Annotated in this window: 17 protein-coding genes and 1 tRNA gene; 10 read left to right on the forward strand and 8 right to left on the reverse strand. The window is 39.7% G+C overall.

Annotated elements, in window-relative coordinates:
- Positions 1 to 432 precede the first annotated feature (432 nt).
- Entirely contained in the window at positions 433 to 1,206 is a 774-nt protein-coding gene (locus tag GJS45_RS22485; protein WP_162344146.1) for a DUF2971 domain-containing protein, read from the reverse strand.
- 526 nt (positions 1,207 to 1,732) lie between these two features.
- Positions 1,733 to 2,167, reverse strand: a complete 435-nt coding sequence (locus tag GJS45_RS22490; RefSeq protein ID WP_202928155.1) for a helix-turn-helix transcriptional regulator — start codon at positions 2,165 to 2,167, stop codon at positions 1,733 to 1,735.
- A 277-nt stretch (positions 2,168 to 2,444) separates the two neighbouring features.
- Here GJS45_RS22490 and GJS45_RS22495 point away from each other — a divergent pair, with 277 nt between their 5' ends.
- The 3 genes from GJS45_RS22495 to GJS45_RS22505 all read left to right on the forward strand — a co-directional run bounded on the left by GJS45_RS22495 (position 2,445) and on the right by GJS45_RS22505 (position 4,397).
- Positions 2,445 to 2,744 carry a hypothetical protein gene (locus GJS45_RS22495; RefSeq protein WP_162344147.1) on the forward strand — a complete coding sequence of 100 codons (300 nt, stop codon included), beginning with the start codon at positions 2,445 to 2,447 and terminating at the stop codon, positions 2,742 to 2,744.
- 201 nt (positions 2,745 to 2,945) lie between these two features.
- Entirely contained in the window at positions 2,946 to 3,623 is a 678-nt protein-coding gene (locus GJS45_RS22500) for an SOS response-associated peptidase (RefSeq protein WP_235954922.1), read from the forward strand.
- Between the two features lie 516 nt (positions 3,624 to 4,139).
- Positions 4,140 to 4,397, forward strand: a complete 258-nt coding sequence (locus GJS45_RS22505) for a hypothetical protein (protein WP_162344148.1) — start codon at positions 4,140 to 4,142, stop codon at positions 4,395 to 4,397.
- A 187-nt stretch (positions 4,398 to 4,584) separates the two neighbouring features.
- Here the strand turns inward: GJS45_RS22505 and GJS45_RS22510 are convergent, their stop codons facing one another.
- Positions 4,585 to 5,733: a hypothetical protein gene (locus GJS45_RS22510; RefSeq protein WP_162344149.1), complete on the reverse strand. Its 1,149-nt coding sequence runs from the start codon at positions 5,731 to 5,733 to the stop codon at positions 4,585 to 4,587.
- 803 nt (positions 5,734 to 6,536) lie between these two features.
- Here GJS45_RS22510 and GJS45_RS22515 point away from each other — a divergent pair.
- On the forward strand, positions 6,537 to 6,794 hold the full coding sequence (locus tag GJS45_RS22515; RefSeq protein WP_162344150.1) for a hypothetical protein: 258 nt from the start codon (positions 6,537 to 6,539) through the stop codon (positions 6,792 to 6,794).
- A 413-nt stretch (positions 6,795 to 7,207) separates the two neighbouring features.
- Entirely contained in the window at positions 7,208 to 7,903 is a 696-nt protein-coding gene (locus tag GJS45_RS22520; protein ID WP_162344151.1) for a hypothetical protein, read from the forward strand.
- A 259-nt stretch (positions 7,904 to 8,162) separates the two neighbouring features.
- On the opposite strand, the gene GJS45_RS23750 is transcribed toward GJS45_RS22520, so the two are convergent.
- On the reverse strand, positions 8,163 to 8,549 hold the full coding sequence (locus GJS45_RS23750) for a hypothetical protein (protein ID WP_202928156.1): 387 nt from the start codon (positions 8,547 to 8,549) through the stop codon (positions 8,163 to 8,165).
- A 180-nt stretch (positions 8,550 to 8,729) separates the two neighbouring features.
- On the opposite strand from GJS45_RS23750, the gene GJS45_RS22530 reads away from it, so the two are divergent.
- Both GJS45_RS22530 and GJS45_RS22535 read left to right on the forward strand, forming a co-directional pair.
- Positions 8,730 to 9,272 (forward strand): uracil-DNA glycosylase family protein, encoded by a 543-nt coding sequence (locus GJS45_RS22530; RefSeq protein WP_162344152.1) that lies wholly within the window; start codon positions 8,730 to 8,732, stop codon positions 9,270 to 9,272.
- Positions 9,259 to 10,104, forward strand: a complete 846-nt coding sequence (locus GJS45_RS22535; RefSeq protein WP_162344153.1) for an agmatine deiminase family protein — start codon at positions 9,259 to 9,261, stop codon at positions 10,102 to 10,104. Before GJS45_RS22530 ends, GJS45_RS22535 begins: the two co-directional genes overlap by 14 nt.
- 964 nt (positions 10,105 to 11,068) lie before the next feature.
- Here the strand turns inward: GJS45_RS22535 and GJS45_RS22540 are convergent.
- The 4 genes from GJS45_RS22540 to mltG all read right to left on the reverse strand — a co-directional run bounded on the left by GJS45_RS22540 (position 11,069) and on the right by mltG (position 13,734).
- Positions 11,069 to 11,153: transfer RNA gene (locus GJS45_RS22540), tRNA-Ser, on the reverse strand.
- A gap of 150 nt (positions 11,154 to 11,303) precedes the next feature.
- Complete coding sequence (locus GJS45_RS22545; protein WP_162344154.1) at positions 11,304 to 12,263, reverse strand: YihY/virulence factor BrkB family protein; 960 nt, start codon at positions 12,261 to 12,263, stop codon at positions 11,304 to 11,306.
- Positions 12,260 to 12,688 carry an acyl-CoA thioesterase gene (locus GJS45_RS22550; protein WP_162344155.1) on the reverse strand — a complete coding sequence of 143 codons (429 nt, stop codon included), beginning with the start codon at positions 12,686 to 12,688 and terminating at the stop codon, positions 12,260 to 12,262. Before GJS45_RS22550 ends, GJS45_RS22545 begins: the two co-directional genes overlap by 4 nt.
- The gene (mltG, locus tag GJS45_RS22555; RefSeq protein ID WP_162344175.1) at positions 12,688 to 13,734 is read right to left on the reverse strand and encodes an endolytic transglycosylase MltG; all 1,047 of its coding nucleotides are present in this window, start codon (positions 13,732 to 13,734) and stop codon (positions 12,688 to 12,690) included. Before mltG ends, GJS45_RS22550 begins: the two co-directional genes overlap by 1 nt.
- Before the next feature lie 225 nt (positions 13,735 to 13,959).
- Here mltG and GJS45_RS22560 point away from each other — a divergent pair, with 225 nt between their 5' ends.
- The 3 genes from GJS45_RS22560 (at position 13,960) to GJS45_RS22570 (ending at position 17,898) form a co-directional block, all read left to right on the forward strand.
- On the forward strand, positions 13,960 to 14,589 hold the full coding sequence (locus tag GJS45_RS22560; RefSeq protein WP_162344176.1) for an L-threonylcarbamoyladenylate synthase: 630 nt from the start codon (positions 13,960 to 13,962) through the stop codon (positions 14,587 to 14,589).
- 63 nt (positions 14,590 to 14,652) lie between these two features.
- On the forward strand, positions 14,653 to 15,288 hold the full coding sequence (locus GJS45_RS22565; RefSeq protein WP_162344156.1) for a WbqC family protein: 636 nt from the start codon (positions 14,653 to 14,655) through the stop codon (positions 15,286 to 15,288).
- An 84-nt stretch (positions 15,289 to 15,372) separates the two neighbouring features.
- A complete protein-coding gene (locus tag GJS45_RS22570; RefSeq protein WP_162344157.1) occupies positions 15,373 to 17,898 on the forward strand; it encodes an ATP-dependent Clp protease ATP-binding subunit in 2,526 nt (841 codons plus the stop codon).
- The last annotated feature ends 128 nt before the right edge of the window (positions 17,899 to 18,026 follow it).

Below are 18,026 nucleotides of genomic sequence, written 5' to 3' on the forward strand. Positions count from 1 at the left end.
TTTCACGTCAACGTCGAGTATTTCTGCAATCTCTATAAGCCCTTACAATCTTAGTTGACCTGAAAACGGTAGCTACAGAGCCAAATTCGTCCCTATTTCAGTTGCTATAATAGCCCAAAAATCTCGTTTATCTCAATGATAAATGTACTTTTCGTACTTTACTTTGCAAGTAAGTCCCTCAGGAACCCTAATAAAGGCTGTTTTATAGTTCTGTGCTTTTAAGTAGCCAAAATGAAAATTTGCTTGATTGATCGTTAGTATTTTTAGCATATGCCCTAAAGTTCCGCAATTAGTAAGAGAGAGAATTTCACGAAAGCACTTACCTGCGACAACCAAACAAAAAAATAACTAAGGAATAAATTTGAATTAAAGAGATAGGCTCAACGTTTGCAGGTCACCCTACCCAACCTCAAAAACGTGTTTGCGGTAGTCTTACCCATAGAATGCACGTGTATAAATCGTTCTATCTTTATGCTTTTCGAAATTCACATCATATGATTTGCCAAGTGTAATTCCGTAATAGATATCAATGTGGGTATTGTTACATACAGCCAATATTTTATTATCAATTTCTGTGTCAGCCCTTGACCCGATATAAACAGACTTTATAAATTTTCTGTCTATTGGAATGAACTCTGTGTCCTTGTCACTTTGAAAAACAACTCTATGTTCTTTTTCATATTTCCATTCTATTTGTTTATTAAACATCATTTTTTCAACTTTTGAAGTAAGAGTTTCAAGAGTCTTAACTGTCGGTGGTTTTTTTGAATATATTACCTTCCAAAATACAAGGAAATTCTGTAAATTATTCAAATATTCAAACATTTCAGGTTTGTATTCGACACAAATTCCTTTATGATTATTAGTATAGTGAGACCACATTAAGTTATTTTTATTGGTCTCTGTGAATGAACATAGTGCGATATTCATAGCTATTCTTTCTCTCTGCTGTTGTTCTAAATACCAAGTGTAGTTATCTCCTTCTAAGACGTGCCTTTGCCAATCTTTAAAATCTTTTTCTGTGCTACCCGGATTGTTTTTAATGAATAATTCTTTGTGTTCTTCTGCCAATGGTTCTAAGTCCATGTTGAATTTTAATTCAAAAGGGTCATTTAAGGTAAAAGCGGAAGATATTTTTATGGTCGCTTGTTCGCCAATTAGCTTGTCAATAATGTCGATAGTTGGAATTGTATAAAACTTGAACATGGTTTATTGCTTGTTAATATAACCTATACTTTTATGAATAATTGAAAGTGTGTGACGGAGTTGTATCACCAATCCCTTTTGGACTACTATAATACATTTGCCATGCTGTCAGCTTTTAATAATACAAATAATTTCTCTAACGATCATCGTAGGGAGGTTTATTCAGCTGTAAAAAGTGCATTATGACAAAGGTATTAGTCTCAGTGTTCTTACTGCTTTTGTGTTTCAACGGGATCTGAAAGTATTGCAAATCAGAACCGTTCTCCAAAAAACCGCCTTTACCTGCCCAAAGGTTGCCAGGCGTTAGGTGAAATTGAATTGACTGTTTGGAATGTTCCCTAACTTTGGAATGGGGATTAAATAAAAAGTTCTGCCAGACAATCCCGACAGGACCAATTCCCTCCTAAAGTATCTTGGTGTTTTTTGCACGTTTTTGCACCAAAATCCTATAACTAGCTGATAATCAGCATCATCGTGGGCCCACCTGGGCTTTTTTTTTATTTTAATAAATAATCTTGTGTTTTAACTATTTCCCCTCCATCAACCTCTCCAACAGTACCATCATCTCATCCTTCTCTTTCAACATCCTTTCATACAAGGCGATTTTCTCATCATACAATTGAACAATCTTATCTATTGGATTAAAAGAGCATTGATAATTCATTGCTGAAGCAATTGCATTATCCTTGAAATCGTGGAAAGTATTTGAAATGATATTTACTGCCGGCTCTTCCTCAAAATTCTGAATGGCTTCCACCGGGATTTTTAAGATTTCGGAAACCTGGGTCAGGATGGCATCTTCTACCGTTTCCTTTTGCTCCAGCAGGGAAATTTTCTTTTGGGACCAGTCGGCACCCAGCTCATGGGCCAGGGCTTCCTGCTTGATGCCCAGCATTTCACGGAAACGCTTGATATTGCGGCCTTGATGGATTTTTCCCGGCATGTTGTTACTATCTGTCATTGATCAAAATTAACCATTTCCTTAGATATGGCTATAAGGTAATAAGGGATTTTTAAATTAAATATCCGTAGAAGGGATAATTTATGCTGGTGACCATCTGGAATTGGTTGGGAGTTTCATCTTTTTTCCCCACCACCTTTTCATTCATGTTTTGAAAATAAGTTATGCCTGATAAGAATAGGGTAGGGGTAAGGAATTTTTGAATTTTGTATGGCTGCATCAAATTTGACCGCAAATAGAGAGTGGCCTCCTTTCAACCGAAAACCAGGATGTTAAGATGAATATGACTTTGGACGAATTGATTATTGAGTTGATCCATCAAGACCTGAAACACAATCAGTTAATTTTGGGTCTGGACAGGTTGAACCTGGATGCCGGTTATTGTCATTTTTTGGGTATTATGGATTTGATTCAAAAATTGATGGGGGTTTCGGATGACGAAATGGATGAGTTTTCGGCAATCTATATGGCTACCATGCATCGGAGCCTGGAATTTCCGATTTCGCGTTCCGGGGAAGAACTCAGGATATTGGCCACAGAATGTTATGAAAAATTAAAAGGAAAGATAAAGAGATAGGCAGGAATTAGGTTTAATTTTTTGGGGCTTACCCTTTGGGTCGGGCTATCGCTTTGCTTCCATTCCAATCTTTTTTCCCCCAGCACTTCCTTCCCCAAAAAAAGGATTTCCATTGCTATCCCTAAGCCAAATACCAGGAGGGTAAGATAAAAACCTACCCATTTTATTTGTAAATTGAATGATTACCATAAATAATAAACCATGTGTGGCAGATACTCCGAAAAACAAGACCTAAAGATAGTTGAAGATCAATTGAAGTTGAGGTTGTCCGAAAAAGCAAAAAACTGGAAGCCTTCATTCAATATTGCTCCTTCGCAGTTGGCTCCGGTGGTCACCTCGGATAAGCCTGATCAAATAGATGTCTTCCATTTCGGTTTGGTGCCACACTGGGCAAAAGACAAAAAAGTCGGGTACAAAATGATCAATGCCCGCTCGGAGACCCTGCTTGAAAAACCTTCCTATAAACCCCTTGTGGTAAACAATAAAAGATGCCTGGTCCTGGCTGACAGTTTTTTTGAATGGAAAAAGGAGGGCAAGGAAAAACAGCCCTTCAGGATTTACCTTCCAGAAAGGGAAATCTTTTTTTTCGCCGGGCTCTGCTCGAGTTGGAAGGATCCTGAGGGGGAAGCGTATAATTCTTTCTCGATCATTACTACTTCCCCTAATAAATTGATGGAAAAAATTCATGACAGAATGCCAGTGATTTTGACCAGGGAAGAAGAAAAATTATGGTTGGATCCCGATCAAAACCCCAAGGATCTGTTAAAATTGTTGAACGCTTACCCTGCTGATTCCATGAAGGCATATGAAATCGAGCATGACGCAAGCGACAAAAAGTGGAATGAATATAATCCATGCGAGATTCAATGTGACCATTAAGAAACAATTAAAAACACATTAAATATCCAAGGAGGTCAACAAACCTGGAAACAATCAGCCTGGAATTCTGGATCCAGTTTCAGATTAGATAATATAAGCCTCTATGGACTTTTTAGGCAGCTTTTATTAATAAGATGAATGGGGTATTCTTATTTTGCCTTTACCAGTGACATCAAATTTCAGAATGTTTAATAGCCGTTCGTCCAGGTCCTTAAAATTCCCCTGTTCTCTACAGCTGGATAAACCCTTTTAGTGCTAAAGACCATTCCTTGATTCCTTTTTATTCCAGCTTTTCCAATGCCATGGCCTATCCTGTTCCCGGTTGTGAATTATGATCCATGCAAAGTTGGGGGCAGCGGTCCACCCGCCAAGGATACGCTTCGCCCTTTCAAAAAAATTGGGTTTTCCTAAGGAAGCCTTCCACAATTTTTTTTTGCCCGGTCCTTGGCTTGGGTATCCTCGCAGCCCCCGAATTCTTAGGCACAATCAAATTTCAAACCTTAAACAATAAAAGTCATGTCACAATTTGAAAAATCCTACATCGGCAAAGGAACCCAGGTAAAGGACCTCAACATCATCCGGGTATCCATCTCCAAAGAAACCCTAGAGAAAATTTTTAAGGACCACATGGTCGACTACGATGGCAAAGAATACCTGGTATTTGAAGTCGCCTCGCTGAAAGAGCCGGACCAATTTGGTAAAACCCATACCGCCTATATCAGGAAAAAGGTCGCTGCTCCGAAAGGGGGGAAGGCCAGGAAATCAAAACCATGATAGAAAGCCCTCCGGGGTTTTTTTTATGCACTTTTATTTTCTATTTAATTTTTCTTCTCCCAATTGGGGTCACGGATATTTTATTATTTGAAAAAAGATATTACTGTCATCCGAAAAATGGAGTGATGATTTTTTAATTTATCATAACTCCTATGTTTTTTATTTTTTTGTTTCCAAACTGAAATGATCAATTCGTTTTGTTTCCATCATTTAGCTTTAATGAATAGTATGTATTCCAATCTTCTTCCCCAAGAAGCCTTTGATTTTTATGGATAAAAATTTGTCCTTCTTTGTTTACAATAGGAGTTGAAATTGTACCTGATGGCAATTCAATATCGTCTTGGAGCAATTTGTAATCTGAATCAAAAACTGCGGCATATTTTGGTAAGGATTCAAAGAAATCCATCCATTCAACTTGATTTTCCCTGTCGTAATTCTTTACGATATTTTCGATAGCTCCCTTTTTGTAAATAAGAATTATTTTGTCTTCAATCAAATAAAGTTGTTCTATCATGGATGGGACTACCATTTCTAGCTTAGAAAATAATTCAGATGTGTTTTGTAAACTGACTTGTGGAAAAGGGATTTGATCTTTCACATTTAGACTGACACTTTCTTTGAAAATTAGATCTTCGTCCTGTTCTTCATATACATAAAACTTCATTTCAGCCATTAGGAATAAATACCAATGTTTTCCTTTTTTTATGATTTTAGGATGATATAAGAAATGAAAATCGCCGTCTTTGTAGATTGAAGTTTCAGGGATTTCCATTTTCAACTCTACTTCTTTTGTAATAGGATCTATTACCTCCAACAATGGCTCATTGTAATATTTTCGATAGAATTTTTCTTGGTCTTCCCAATCTTTTAGATCTCTTTCAGGGCGGTAGTATGCTAATTTATTACCCAATTTAAAGGCTGGTCTATTATAAGGATGCATATAAGTATAATTCTCAGGTATAGGGATACTATTGATTATCTCTCCTTCATTTGAAAACTGTATCAATCCTCTATGTAATTCCATAATTGTAAATTTTCCATCAAAAAAGCCTGCTGAATAGGCCATGTTTATGGCATTTGGTCCGTCTGATTTGAGCTCAATATGAGATGTGATTTTACCGGTCTTGTCAAAAATAATGTAGGATGAAAGCCCCTCTTTTTTTGCCAAGAACATTCCGTCTTCAATATCAATTAATGTCAATTCTTCCAATTCATCGACTCTGATTGAATCCGTAATTTCAAATTTATAATTTGTTGAAATGGATTGATCTGTGTTTTTATCTTTTGCGCAACCAATTAATGCTACAACAAGAATTAGGCATATAAAATTTTTCATGTCCAAATATAATGGAATTGAAAATTTCAGGCTTGTTAAGTTATGTTAAAAAGGAATACATAACTCTTAATTTATCTTAATTGATCAATCTTGCAAGAGCAGAAAAACCACTTGGGGAACCCTTAATGGGAGACAACGAATTTATCAACAAAGAAAAAATGATTAAAATCGTAAACCAGGCAAAAATATGTTATCTCCTCTGTTTGGGAATTTCATTTGCCTTTCTCTTTACAATTTTCACCTTTGGATTTGCTCAAAAAATCGATCAAGAGGATTTTTTTAAAAAGTATTAAAAAGCTAAGTAAAAATTTGAAGAAGACCAAAGGCATTTTCCTCAAACTCGAAATACAAAAATGCATTATTTAACTTGGTTTCGGAATAGATTAATTATGCCTCTATGCACTATCAGACAGTTTTCTGTATAAGCTGGATGGGTTTTCCTATTTCACCTTTTCATCCTTTCCGTAGTATCTCCAAATATTAGAATTTTTAATAGCCCTTCGTCCATGGCCCTCAAATTCCCTTGTTTTCTACAGCTGGATAAACCCTTTTAGTGCTAAAGCCCATTCCTTGATTGCTTTTTATTCCAGCTTTTCCAATGCCATGGCCCATCCTGTTCCCGGTTCTGAATTATGATTCATGCAAAGATGGGGGCAGCGGTCCACCCGCCAAGGGTACACTTCGCCCGATCAAAAAAATAGGGTTTTCCAAAGACCACCATTTTTTTGCCCGGCCCTTGGCTTGGGTGCCCCTGGCAGCCCCCGTTCTCTCAATCAAATTTCAAACCTTAAACAGTTAACGTCATGTCACAATTTGAAAAAACCTACATCGGCAAAGGAACCCAGGTAAAGGACCTCAACATCATCCGGGTATCCATCTCCAAAGAAACCCTAGAGAAAATTTTTAAGGACCACATGGTCGACTACGATGGCAAAGAATACCTGGTATTTGAAGTCGCCTCGCTGAAAGAGCCGGAGCAATGTGGGAAAACCCATGCGGCCTATATCAGCAAAAACGTAGCTGCTCCGAAAGTGGGGAAGTCCAGGAAATCGAAATCGTAGAAAAGAGCCCTAAGGGGCTTTTTTTGCTTACTATTTTTGAATATTATATGAATTCTAAGCAAAGATTCACTTATGATAAATTTTGGTTAGGATAAATAAACCTGAGTAATAAGGCAAAACCAAAATCAACAAAATTTGGCCCCCAAAAGATGCCCAGTCCAGAATTGCAAAATATCATTTTTTGGATTCATTTTTTTCAACCAACTGAATCCTTTTGAATCACTGAATAGGGCTCTATCCCTGGTGAAACCAGGTACAAATAGAACGACATTCTATAGGAGCATGATATAAATTGCGCCTACCGGAGAACCTGTGCTGAATTACTCTTAATTATAACCATTGGATCAGCCATTTTTTTAGCATATATTATTATTTGGTTGAAGCTTTTCTATCAAATTTACAATACATTGATTATGAGCGAATCAGAACAAATTTTCTATGATAAGAGTCAGATTTATTGGAAATGGATCCTTAAAATTTACTCCCGGAAGTTAGGTACACCGGTTCATATCATTTGGATGACAGACAAGACTGACGATTGTATTGATAAGATGGTGCTTACCAAAACCAATCAAATTGTCGGTGCATTTGATCATACCCTGTTGTTTCAATATTTAAAAAATCACAAAATTGAGATACCAGACCCTGTAAATACTTTCACATGGTTAAATGAAGTGGAGGGTTTGACTACCATTTCCATCACAAAATACGATGTTGGCCATATTGAAAGATCATTGGATATTGGAGAATTTACCAAAGCGTCAGTTTACCAGTGTGTCGATTTTATTAACTTATTTACAGATTACGCAAACCAGGTTGACGAAAATTCGCTTTATGATCTCCGATATTCGCGGCAAGTAGTTGATTTATGGAATTTCGGTAATTTCGAAATATTCTGGAAGGAGTGGGGGCAAGAGGAATTACCTGCGGTCAAAATTCCTCCATTAAGAACAAATTTTAAATTATTAAAAAATAGGATGAATGCAATGATCGATACCTTTTTGGAAAGGATCGAAATACTTGACCAAAATAAAAAGATACCACAGAAAAGTAGAATTCACAAGGTGTTAAAAGTTTCCAGAACCAAGGGCCATGGCATAAAATACTGAATTCTACTACCCAAGCCTGTATTACCAGAAAATTTGGCTGTTGAGAAATGAAAAATAATTAAAATTTTTAATTAATATCATCCAATATCAAAAAATATGTTTAAATCATTAACGGTAAAATGTTAATTTAATAGACAATGAAGGACATCTCGTTGATTGTAATGCAATTAAAAAACAGGCAAACCCAGGTCGTCCGAAAAATAAACCAGCTGATAGACCAGAACCTGGATCATATGAAAGGTTGGAAAAAGGAAAAAAGCTAAATGAATTGATTCATAAGATCCTGCAAGCCATTGAAGGAGACGACTTGATCCTGGCAGGCATGCATATCAAGGAATTGGAAATTGAGGGCTTGAATCTGGATTTTTGATGGTATTGCCGCTTTTTGGAGTTTTGAAGGCAAAATTATATATGATCGCTGACCTCTTCGTTCCAGTTCCCTTAGAAGTTCCTCGTTTCTGCGCTCCAGCTCTCTAATCTTTCTGTCGGAATTGTATTCCTTCGGTTTAGATAGGGAATAAATAAACCAGACCCAAACGGTAATGGCCGCAATCAGACCCGGCCATTCGTTATCACTGCCCAAAGCACCGAACATGGCGACAGTGCCAATAAAGGATACAAGGATTAATTTGATTAGGAATCTCATAGCTTCGACAGTTAAAAATGATACCTTAATTTAACCAAATTTTCGATAAATTAAAAGTAATTTAGTTGATAATATGTATATAAATATCTTGTTATCAATGATTTAAAATTATTCGTTGCTCAAGGCTAGTTAATTATTTTGTATTAAATTTGAATTTTGTAGTGCATTTAAAGAAACGACATGATTACAGTTCAACATAGATTTTTAGACCACCAAATAAATCCAAAAGCAGAAACGCTGATAATCGGAACCTTTAATCCAGAAACAGCGGACAATGACGCTGAATTTTTCTATGGTAGAACCAGAAACTATTTGTGGAGACTCCTTCCAACAGCTTTTGGCAAGGCAGACTTAAAAGGTGCTTCTAAGCAGGAAAAATTAGATTTTATTAAGCAACATAAAATTGACCTTACTGACCTGATTGATGAAATTAAAGTTGAAGAAGGTCAAGAAGCCAATTACTATGACGGCTACATCGATAACAAAGTAACTCGATGGAAAGACATCATAGCACTTATTGACACTCTTCCAAACCTGAAAAGGGTTTGCTTTACAAGAAAAACGTTCTCTGATATACCGAACATGAAAAGCCGGCTTTTAAACATCCAAAAGCATTGTGACAACAAAGGGATTGCTTTCAAGGCTTTAACCACTCCAGCCAGATTTTACCGAGAAGACAAACAAACCGAATGGACAAAATTTCTCTTGAATGGTCACAGGTAAAGAAACAGATACGGTTTATTTTTCAGAAAATCTGCTGGTTGACAGGAGGTTTACAAAGACCTGCAATACTTTAACCGACCTTCTTGAAAAGCATTTAATAAAGTATGATTTCTTAAAAGCCACAAAAGATATTTGGTGCAGAGACTATATGCCTATTCAGATTGAAAAGGGAAAGTTTTTACAATTCCGTTATGAACCCTCTTACCTAAAAGGCGAGTTAGAACTTCAATCAAATCCAAAAGTAGTTTGTAACGCCAACAACCTGAAGCCTCAATTTTCCAAAATCAACCTTGACGGTGGAAATGTCGTGAATTGGTCAGATAGAGCAATTATTACTGACCGAATTTTTGACGAGAACCCAGAATATTCAAGTAAAAACGGCCTAATTGCTGAAATTGAAAAACTTCTTGAAGTCGAAATAATCGTTATTCCACAAATTAGATCTGATATGACAGGTCATGCAGATGGGATGGTTCGATTCGTTGACAAAAATACACTACTTGGAAATGACCGAGAACAAGAATATAAATATTGGAAGGACGGAATTAACAAAGTCCTAAAAGAGAAAGGAATTGACTATATCGATATTCCATTTCTTGACCACAAAGAAAAAACTTACCCTGACCATGCAATTGGGTGCTATGTAAACTACTTGGAAGTCCATGACCTGATCGTACTGCCAATATTTGAAACAGAAAAAAACAAAGACCAAGAAGTTTACAACAAGTTCAAGGAGATTTTTCCAGACAGGAAAATTGAGACGATTAATTGCTATGAAATCGGACTTCTTGGCGGTCTATTGAACTGTACAACGTGGACGATAAAAGACTGAAAATGAATAAAAACGCACAATAAAATTGTATTAGGGTAATGGGGGCTGAACTGCTAAAATTGAGCATTGCTCCTAAGAAACTGACCGTAGGGCGGGCAGTGAATTGCTCCGAAATCCCTCACTACGCTTATACTTGACTGGAAAGTGGAGTCCTCCCAAAATAATTACCATAAAGGTTGTGACAAGAATAGGAGAGCGCTTTTCACTTCCGCCTTGCAGATTTTGGCGTTAAGAAATCAAGACTGCGGGTTGGCAAAGGCAATTTGACGAGAGGTTTTGGGAAGATAAACCTTTTAATTAAAAAATCCTTTAAACCAAAACCATGAGGAGTTTGCCTCTGTGCGGGTGGTGTCTGGATTTGAAGATGCACAATAGCGCGTGTCCGCCGTGGCCGGGCGGGGTTTCCCTGAGTTATCAGGACAGGTTGATTACTTTTTGATCCCGACTCGCTTCGCTGCCCGGGACACGCTCTGCAGCAAAAAGTAATAATCACAAAATATATTAAGCAGCGATTATATTTTAAAACCACCCCAACATTACACAGAAAAGGACTAAAGAGGCAAAAAGCTTGGATGAAAGGATCAGGGCAGGGGAGAGGTTACCTTATTTTGACATATCTGATAAAGTCTGTCAGATTACAGACTACTTCAGATAAACACAAAAGGGCTGAAACTTGAAGAGGCAACATTCATTCCTGGAGGATTTGAATGAGCGGAAATTTTAATTTATTAAGATTTAGAGTCTAAAAGATAAGCAAAATCGCCCCTGAATTCGCCCCTGATTAAAAAATAAAAACCCTAACCTACTATATTTCAAGTAGTTAGGGTTTTGCTCAGCAGAGGAGGAGAGGACTGAGCGTTAAAAAACAGTCCGGTGGACTGTTTTAGCGAAGGGCCAGGCTGCAGGGCGGCTCCCGACGACTCGAAATAAAAATAGCCAAGCAGTCTGCTTGGCTATTTTTGTGCAGAGGAGGAGGGATTCGAACCCCCGGAACCTCGCGGTTCAACGGTTTTCAAGACCGCCGCAATCGACCACTCTGCCACTCCTCTAATTGTTTAATAACTCGTTCCAGCCCCTCAGCACAACCGCCACAATTCGCCGGATTTTTACTCTTCCTGAACAATTTATCAGGTTTCGGTCTGCAAAGGTAGGTCATATTCTAGCTTTTACAAATAATTACCGCTGAAAAAATAGCTGAATCAGTTATTTTTTTCTCCTTGCAATAAGACCTTTTTCGACCGCTTTTTGCTGCTGGCCTTATCCAAACTCACATTGATCTCAAAACCAATCAATACCAGAATGGAAGTGATCCATAACCAAAACATGACCGCGATCATGGTGCCAATCGACCCGTATAATTTATTATAACTGTCAAAATTGTTCAGATAGAAGGTAAATAGGAAAAACCCCAGCGTAATCAATAAGCCAGCTACCACCGACCCGGTAGAAAAAAACTTCCATTTGTCGTGCACGGCTGGCGCAAAACGGAAAATAAAGGCCGTGGCAATCATAAATAAGGTGAGCAACACGAAAAAGCGGAAAAAAGCAAGGGAGTAGTAATAAATGCTGTTGCTTACAAAGTCGAACTCAGAGATTCGTAGTAATAATTCGCTACCCACCAACATCACCAAAACGGCCCCGCAAATGCTCACTACCAATACCAAAATGATACTGACGGCTATCATCCGGGTGCGGAAAAAGCCCCGGTATTCTTTGGTCCGGTATACGGCATTAAAGGCATTCATCATGGATATCACGCCATTGGTCGATAGGTATAAGGCCAGGAAAAAACCCAGGGACAATAAACTTTGCCTGGGTTTGCTGACAATATCCATAATAGTGGGAGCGGCTTCATCGTAAATATTATCCGGTAAAATATCGCGCACAAATAACAATATGTTGGCTGTCGTTACCTCCGGAAAAAAGAACTGAATAAAAGGAATGGTATTTAGCAAAAATAGCAGCAAGGGGAACATGGCCACCGTAAAATTAAACGCCATTGCACTGGCCCTTTCGAAAACATCGTCTTTTTGGAGATGGTAAAAAAAGATCTTCCCCACATCGTAAAGATTCTGGTCCGGATTGCCAAAATGGATCGGCCGGAGTTTTAAGGCCTGCTCGTGTAGATTATCCAGAAATCCGTCAATACGCTTTTTCACGAGTTATTTTTGACTGAGGTTTCAAAATAGGGTCGCATCATTTCCAGCAGTTTTTCGGGAGGACGACAGGGGCGGTGCGTATCTGTTTTGAGAAAAGTCAACAGGGTTTCTCCAATATGGATCAATACCTGCTGCTCGTTGAAAATTTCGTAATGAAACCGGATGCGTACTCCCGGGATCTCCCGGATGCTGGTACGGATGGTCAGCTCTTCATCGTATTTTCCCGGTAAAATAAACCGACTCTGGTTTTCCAGTACGGGCATCATGATTCCGTTTTCTTCCATTTCTTTATAAGAAAACCCAATACTTCTCAAGGCTTCCACGCGGGCTACCTCGTAGTACGTGGCGTAGTTGCCATAGTACACGTAGCCCATTTGATCTGTTTCCGCATACCTAACCCGGAGTTGATGGTCTTTTGTAAACATTATCGGTAGATTTTTGAAGCATTTAACGCGTTTTGGTATCGTCGGGCATTGTTTAGATGCTCTCGAAGGGTCCTCGCAAAGGCATGGTAACCGGAGAAATCTTCCTTGGCACAAAAATACAAATAATTGTGCTCCTGGTAATTAAGCACCGCTTCCAGGGAGCTGATTTCCGGAAGATTAATCGGGCCAGGAGGCAGGCCAGCATATTTATAGGTGTTATAAGGGCTTTCCACCTCTTTGTGCACATTCAATACCCGTCGGATACTGAAATCACCCAAGGCAAATAGCAGGGTGGGATCGGCCTGCAAAGGCATGCTCCGATCCAGTCGATTGATGTATACGCCTGCGACTACCGGTCTCTCGTCGGCTTTATTCGTCTCGGCCTGCACAATGGAGGCCAACGTGGATACCTCCAACGGACTCATTTGGAGTTGTTCTGCCTTGGCTTTACGCTCCTCCGTCCAAAATTGATTGTATTCCCGATACATGCGATCAAATAGCGCTACAGGACTTTCGTTCCAGTATACCTCATAGGTATTGGGTATAAACATAGACATCACAGATAAAGTGTCAAAATCGTATTTTCCCAAAAATGCTCCGTCCTCCAGCAAGGATAAGAAATCAGCTTGATCCATTTCCAGATTGGAGGTGATCTTTTCGGCCAACTCCTCCGGAAGCCGGATGTTGTTAAAGGTAATGTTTACGGGAGTCTGCCTGCCTGAACGCAGCAAGGTTACCAGCTCCCGGTTCGACATCTTCGGCTGAATGGTGTACCTACCCGGTTTTACGGATTCGGGATAGCTCATCACCTTCGCCACAAAGCTAAAAGTGATGATTTCATTAACGACACCTGTTGCTATCAGGCGATCCCGCACTTCGTCGAATGAACTACCGGTAGGAATGGTAAAGATTTCCGGATTGTCACGGTCTACCAAGGTATTTGGCGAAAAAAAAGCCTGATAAAAATAAAAACTCAGCGAGGTAAGTAGAACAGAAAATGCTACTAACCCCACCAGTAGGTATTTCTTTTTTTTGTCTGTAAGCATGCGATCCTTTGCTTGACCTGCTGGCATAGCGTGTTTTTCGCAGGCAGGTCTTGTTTTCAATGTTTTCGACAAATATACTATTAAAACAGGGACTTGGTTTTATGGACAAATAAAATCAGGATAAAAACGCTGCTGTGCTTTCATATTGAAGATTAAATGATTTATTTTATTGGTTTATTTGGCATCGGGAAAAGGTTGCCGGAAGGGCTTTATTATCCAAAAATTATGGCTGCGGCATTTATCAAACTATATCCGGAAAATCCAGACCCCAGGAGGGTTAACCAAATCGTGGAGGTCCTGAGACAGGGGGGGATAATTATTTATCCCACCGATACCATTTACGGTATGGGATGCGATATTTTCAACCAGAAAGCGATCGAAAGGGTCTGTTTGATCAAAGGAGTTAAACCCAAAAAGCAAAATTTTTCGTTTATATGCTATGATCTAAGCAATATTGCTGAGTATACCAGGGCGCTCAGTACCCCGGTATTCAAAATGATGAAAAAGGCCCTTCCCGGTCCGTTTACCTTTATTTTGGATGCCAATAATAAAGTGCCTAAAATGTTGAATAACAAAAAGAAAACCGTTGGTATTCGGGTGCCGGATCACAGTATTCCCCGAACGTTGGTAAAGGAGCTGGGGCAACCAATCCTCACCACTTCGATCCGGGACGAGGATGATGTGATCGAATACAGTACCGATCCGGAATTAATCTACGAAAAGTACAAAGATTTGGTAGACCTGGTCATAGATGGTGGATACGGCAACAATGTAGCCTCTACCGTCGTTGATTGTACCGGTGATCAAATCGAAGTAGTGCGGCAAGGTCTGGGGGAAATGAGTGAAATCGTCTGAGGAATATGGCGTTTCTTTTGTGATAAGCCTGACTTTGACCTAACTTTAGGGAAATCAAGTTGAATGAATCAGGAATCGCCCGAAGTTCTAACAGATGCCTTGTATTTACCGCCTCTTTCCTATTTTGTTGGGGTAGGGGATTGCCGGAAAATTATTCTACCGGGTGGGGACTTGATGAGAAGGCAATCGTTTGTAAATAAAACCGTAGTTTTGTTGGCAAATAAGACGGAGGTGCTAAGCGTGCCGGTGCATGGAGTCCGGAAAAAGCAGCCGATCAGGGATGTCCGGATCGATTACCAGCAAAAGTGGCTGAATGTTCACTTAAAGGGAATCCAGAGTGCCTATGGAAAGTCTCCTTTTTTTGAGTATTTTTATGCTGACCTGGAGCGTGTATATTTACGAAAGCACCCGTATTTATTGGATTTGAATCGGGAACTACTGACACTTTGTCTCACATTTTTGAGATGGAATGTCATATTGGAGGTAAGTGAAAAAAAGGGGGAGGAATTCTCCTGTCGCGATATTCGGGGGCTTATTCACCCTAAACGGCTGAAAGATAGGGGTAACATCTATACGCCTTACCCTTATCAGCAAATATTTGGCGCAGACTTTGTGCCTGATTTGTCTATTGTGGATTTGTTGTTCTGTGAAGGTCCGGGTGCCAACCGCATTTTGTACTTGTCAGAAAAAAGTAATTGAACAATATGCAAAAGTATTGTGTTTTTAAAACAAATTCGATAACATTAGTCAACGATTTGAAATAATACCATAAGAAAGGATATAATGGAAGCAAAATTTTCAAACAGAGTTAAAGAGGTGATATCCCTCAGCCGCGAAGAAGCTTTGCGATTGGGGCATGATTACATCGGTACAGAGCACCTCTTGTTAGGAATGATTCGCGAAGGAGAAGGTGTGGCTGTTTCCATTCTTAAGAAGCTTGGAGTCCCTTTGGACGAACTGAGAAATTCCGTGGAGCGGGCTGTAAAAGGTACAGCAAACCATAATGTTAAAAACCTGGCCAATATTCCCTTGACCAGGCAATCCGAAAAAGTGCTGAAAATAACGTATTTAGAAGCGAAAATATTTAAAAGTCAGCTGATAGGTACCGAACACCTGTTGCTTTCGATCCTTCGGGACGAGGATAATATCGCCACTCAAATACTTCAGAAATTTGATGCCACCTACGATTCGGTAAAAGAAATGCTGGAATTTCAAACAGATCAATCTCCCCGGTCGGGTACCGAGGCAGATGATTCGGATGAGGAAGGATCCAAGTTATTTGGCTCTTCCAGCGGTTCTTCCGGAAGTACTAAAGGTTCGGCGGAAAAGTCTCGAACACCTGTATTGGATAATTTCGGTCGAGACTTAACCCGAATGGCAGAGGAAGATAAGTTAGATCCCATTATTGGTAGGGAGAAAGAGATTGAACGGGTGGCGCAAATTCTTTCCAGAAGAAAGAAAAACAATCCCATTCTGATCGGTGAGCCAGGAGTGGGTAAAACGGCCATTGCCGAAGGCCTTGCCTTGAGAATCATACAGAAAAAAGTTTCCAGGGTTCTGTTCAATAAAAGGGTGGTAACCCTGGATTTGGCCTCATTGGTGGCTGGTACCAAGTACCGCGGACAGTTTGAAGAGCGTATGAAAGCGGTGATGAACGAATTGGAGAAATCACCAAACGTAATCTTGTTTATAGATGAGTTGCACACTATTGTGGGTGCCGGTGGCGCTAGTGGCTCTCTGGATGCTTCCAATATGTTCAAGCCTGCTTTGGCAAGAGGAGAGATCCAATGCATTGGAGCTACTACCCTGGATGAGTACCGGCAGTACATTGAAAAAGATGGTGCCCTGGCCCGAAGGTTTCAAATGGTGATGGTAGATGCTACCTCTCCTGAAGAGACCGTGCAGATTTTGGAAAACATCAAAGACAAGTACGAGGATCACCACAATGTGAATTATACCCATGAAGCCATTCAGGCATGCGTAAACCTGTCAGACCGGTATATTTCAGATCGTTTTCTTCCGGATAAGGCCATTGATATCCTGGATGAAGCCGGTGCCCGGGTGCATATCAACAATATTCATGTGCCGGATAACATCCTGAAACTGGAAGATGAAGTAGAAAAAATCAAAGTAGAAAAGAACAGGGTAGTTAAAAGTCAGAAATACGAAGAAGCTGCCCAACTCAGAGATAAAGAAAAGAAACTTCTGGAACAATTGGAGAATGCCAAAGCCAAGTGGGAAGAAGATAGCAAGACCAAACGTTACACGGTAGAAGAAGATAATGTAGCCGAGGTGATTGCTATGATGACCGGTATTCCTGCCAGACGAATCGCCCAAAATGAAGGAGCCAAGTTGCTCAACATGGGCGAGGAGCTGAAAGGAAAAGTGGTCGGACAGGATGAAGCCATTAAGAAATTGACCAAAGCGATCCAACGAACCAGGGTAGGCTTGAAAGATCCCAAGAAACCCATTGGTTCCTTTGTATTCCTGGGCCCAACTGGGGTGGGAAAAACAGAATTGGCAAAAATGCTGGCGACCTACCTGTTTGACAAAGACGATTCGCTAATCCGTATCGACATGTCTGAATACATGGAGAAATTCTCCGTATCCAGGTTAGTTGGAGCGCCTCCAGGCTACGTGGGGTATGAAGAAGGCGGTCAGTTGACGGAAAAAGTCCGTAGAAAGCCGTATTCTGTCGTTTTGCTTGATGAGATTGAGAAAGCACACCCAGATGTCTTCAATATTTTACTTCAGGTACTGGATGACGGGGTATTGACGGACGGACTTGGTAGAAGGGTGGACTTTCGAAATACGATCATTATCATGACATCCAATATTGGTGTCAGGGATTTGAAAGACTTTGGTGCGGGCATCGGTTTTGCTTCCAAAGCCAAAGAAGAGAACATGGATGAGGTGATGAAATCCACCATTCAAAATGCTCTTAAGAAAGCATTCAGTCCGGAATTCCTGAACAGATTGGACGATGTGGTTATATTCAATTCCCTTACCAAAGAACATATTCATCAGATCATTGATATTAGTCTGAAGAAATTGTTCACCCGAATTACCGACTTGGGTTATGACATCGAGTTGACAGATAAGGCCAAAGACTTCCTTTCGGAAAAAGGCTACGACAAGCAATATGGTGCCCGACCTCTGAACAGGGCCATCCAGAAGTACCTGGAAGATGCACTGGCAGAAGAGATTCTAAAAGGTGAGCTTTCGGAGGGAGACGTGATCATAGCAGATTATTCCGGAGAAGGAGAGGAACTGGAAATCAAAGTAACGAAGAAAGAAAAGGCCGATTAATTCGGTGGAAGTTTATAACGATTCATTTATTTGGGGCAGCCATTATGGCTGTCCTTTCATTTTTCTTTAGATGGAGCCGATTTTAAAAACATGGATGGGTTTTTATTCGTAAAATTAAGTTAAATCAA

Origin of the sequence: Cyclobacterium salsum (assembly GCF_010119245.1) — a bacterium.
GTDB lineage: Bacteria > Bacteroidota > Bacteroidia > Cytophagales > Cyclobacteriaceae > Cyclobacterium > Cyclobacterium salsum.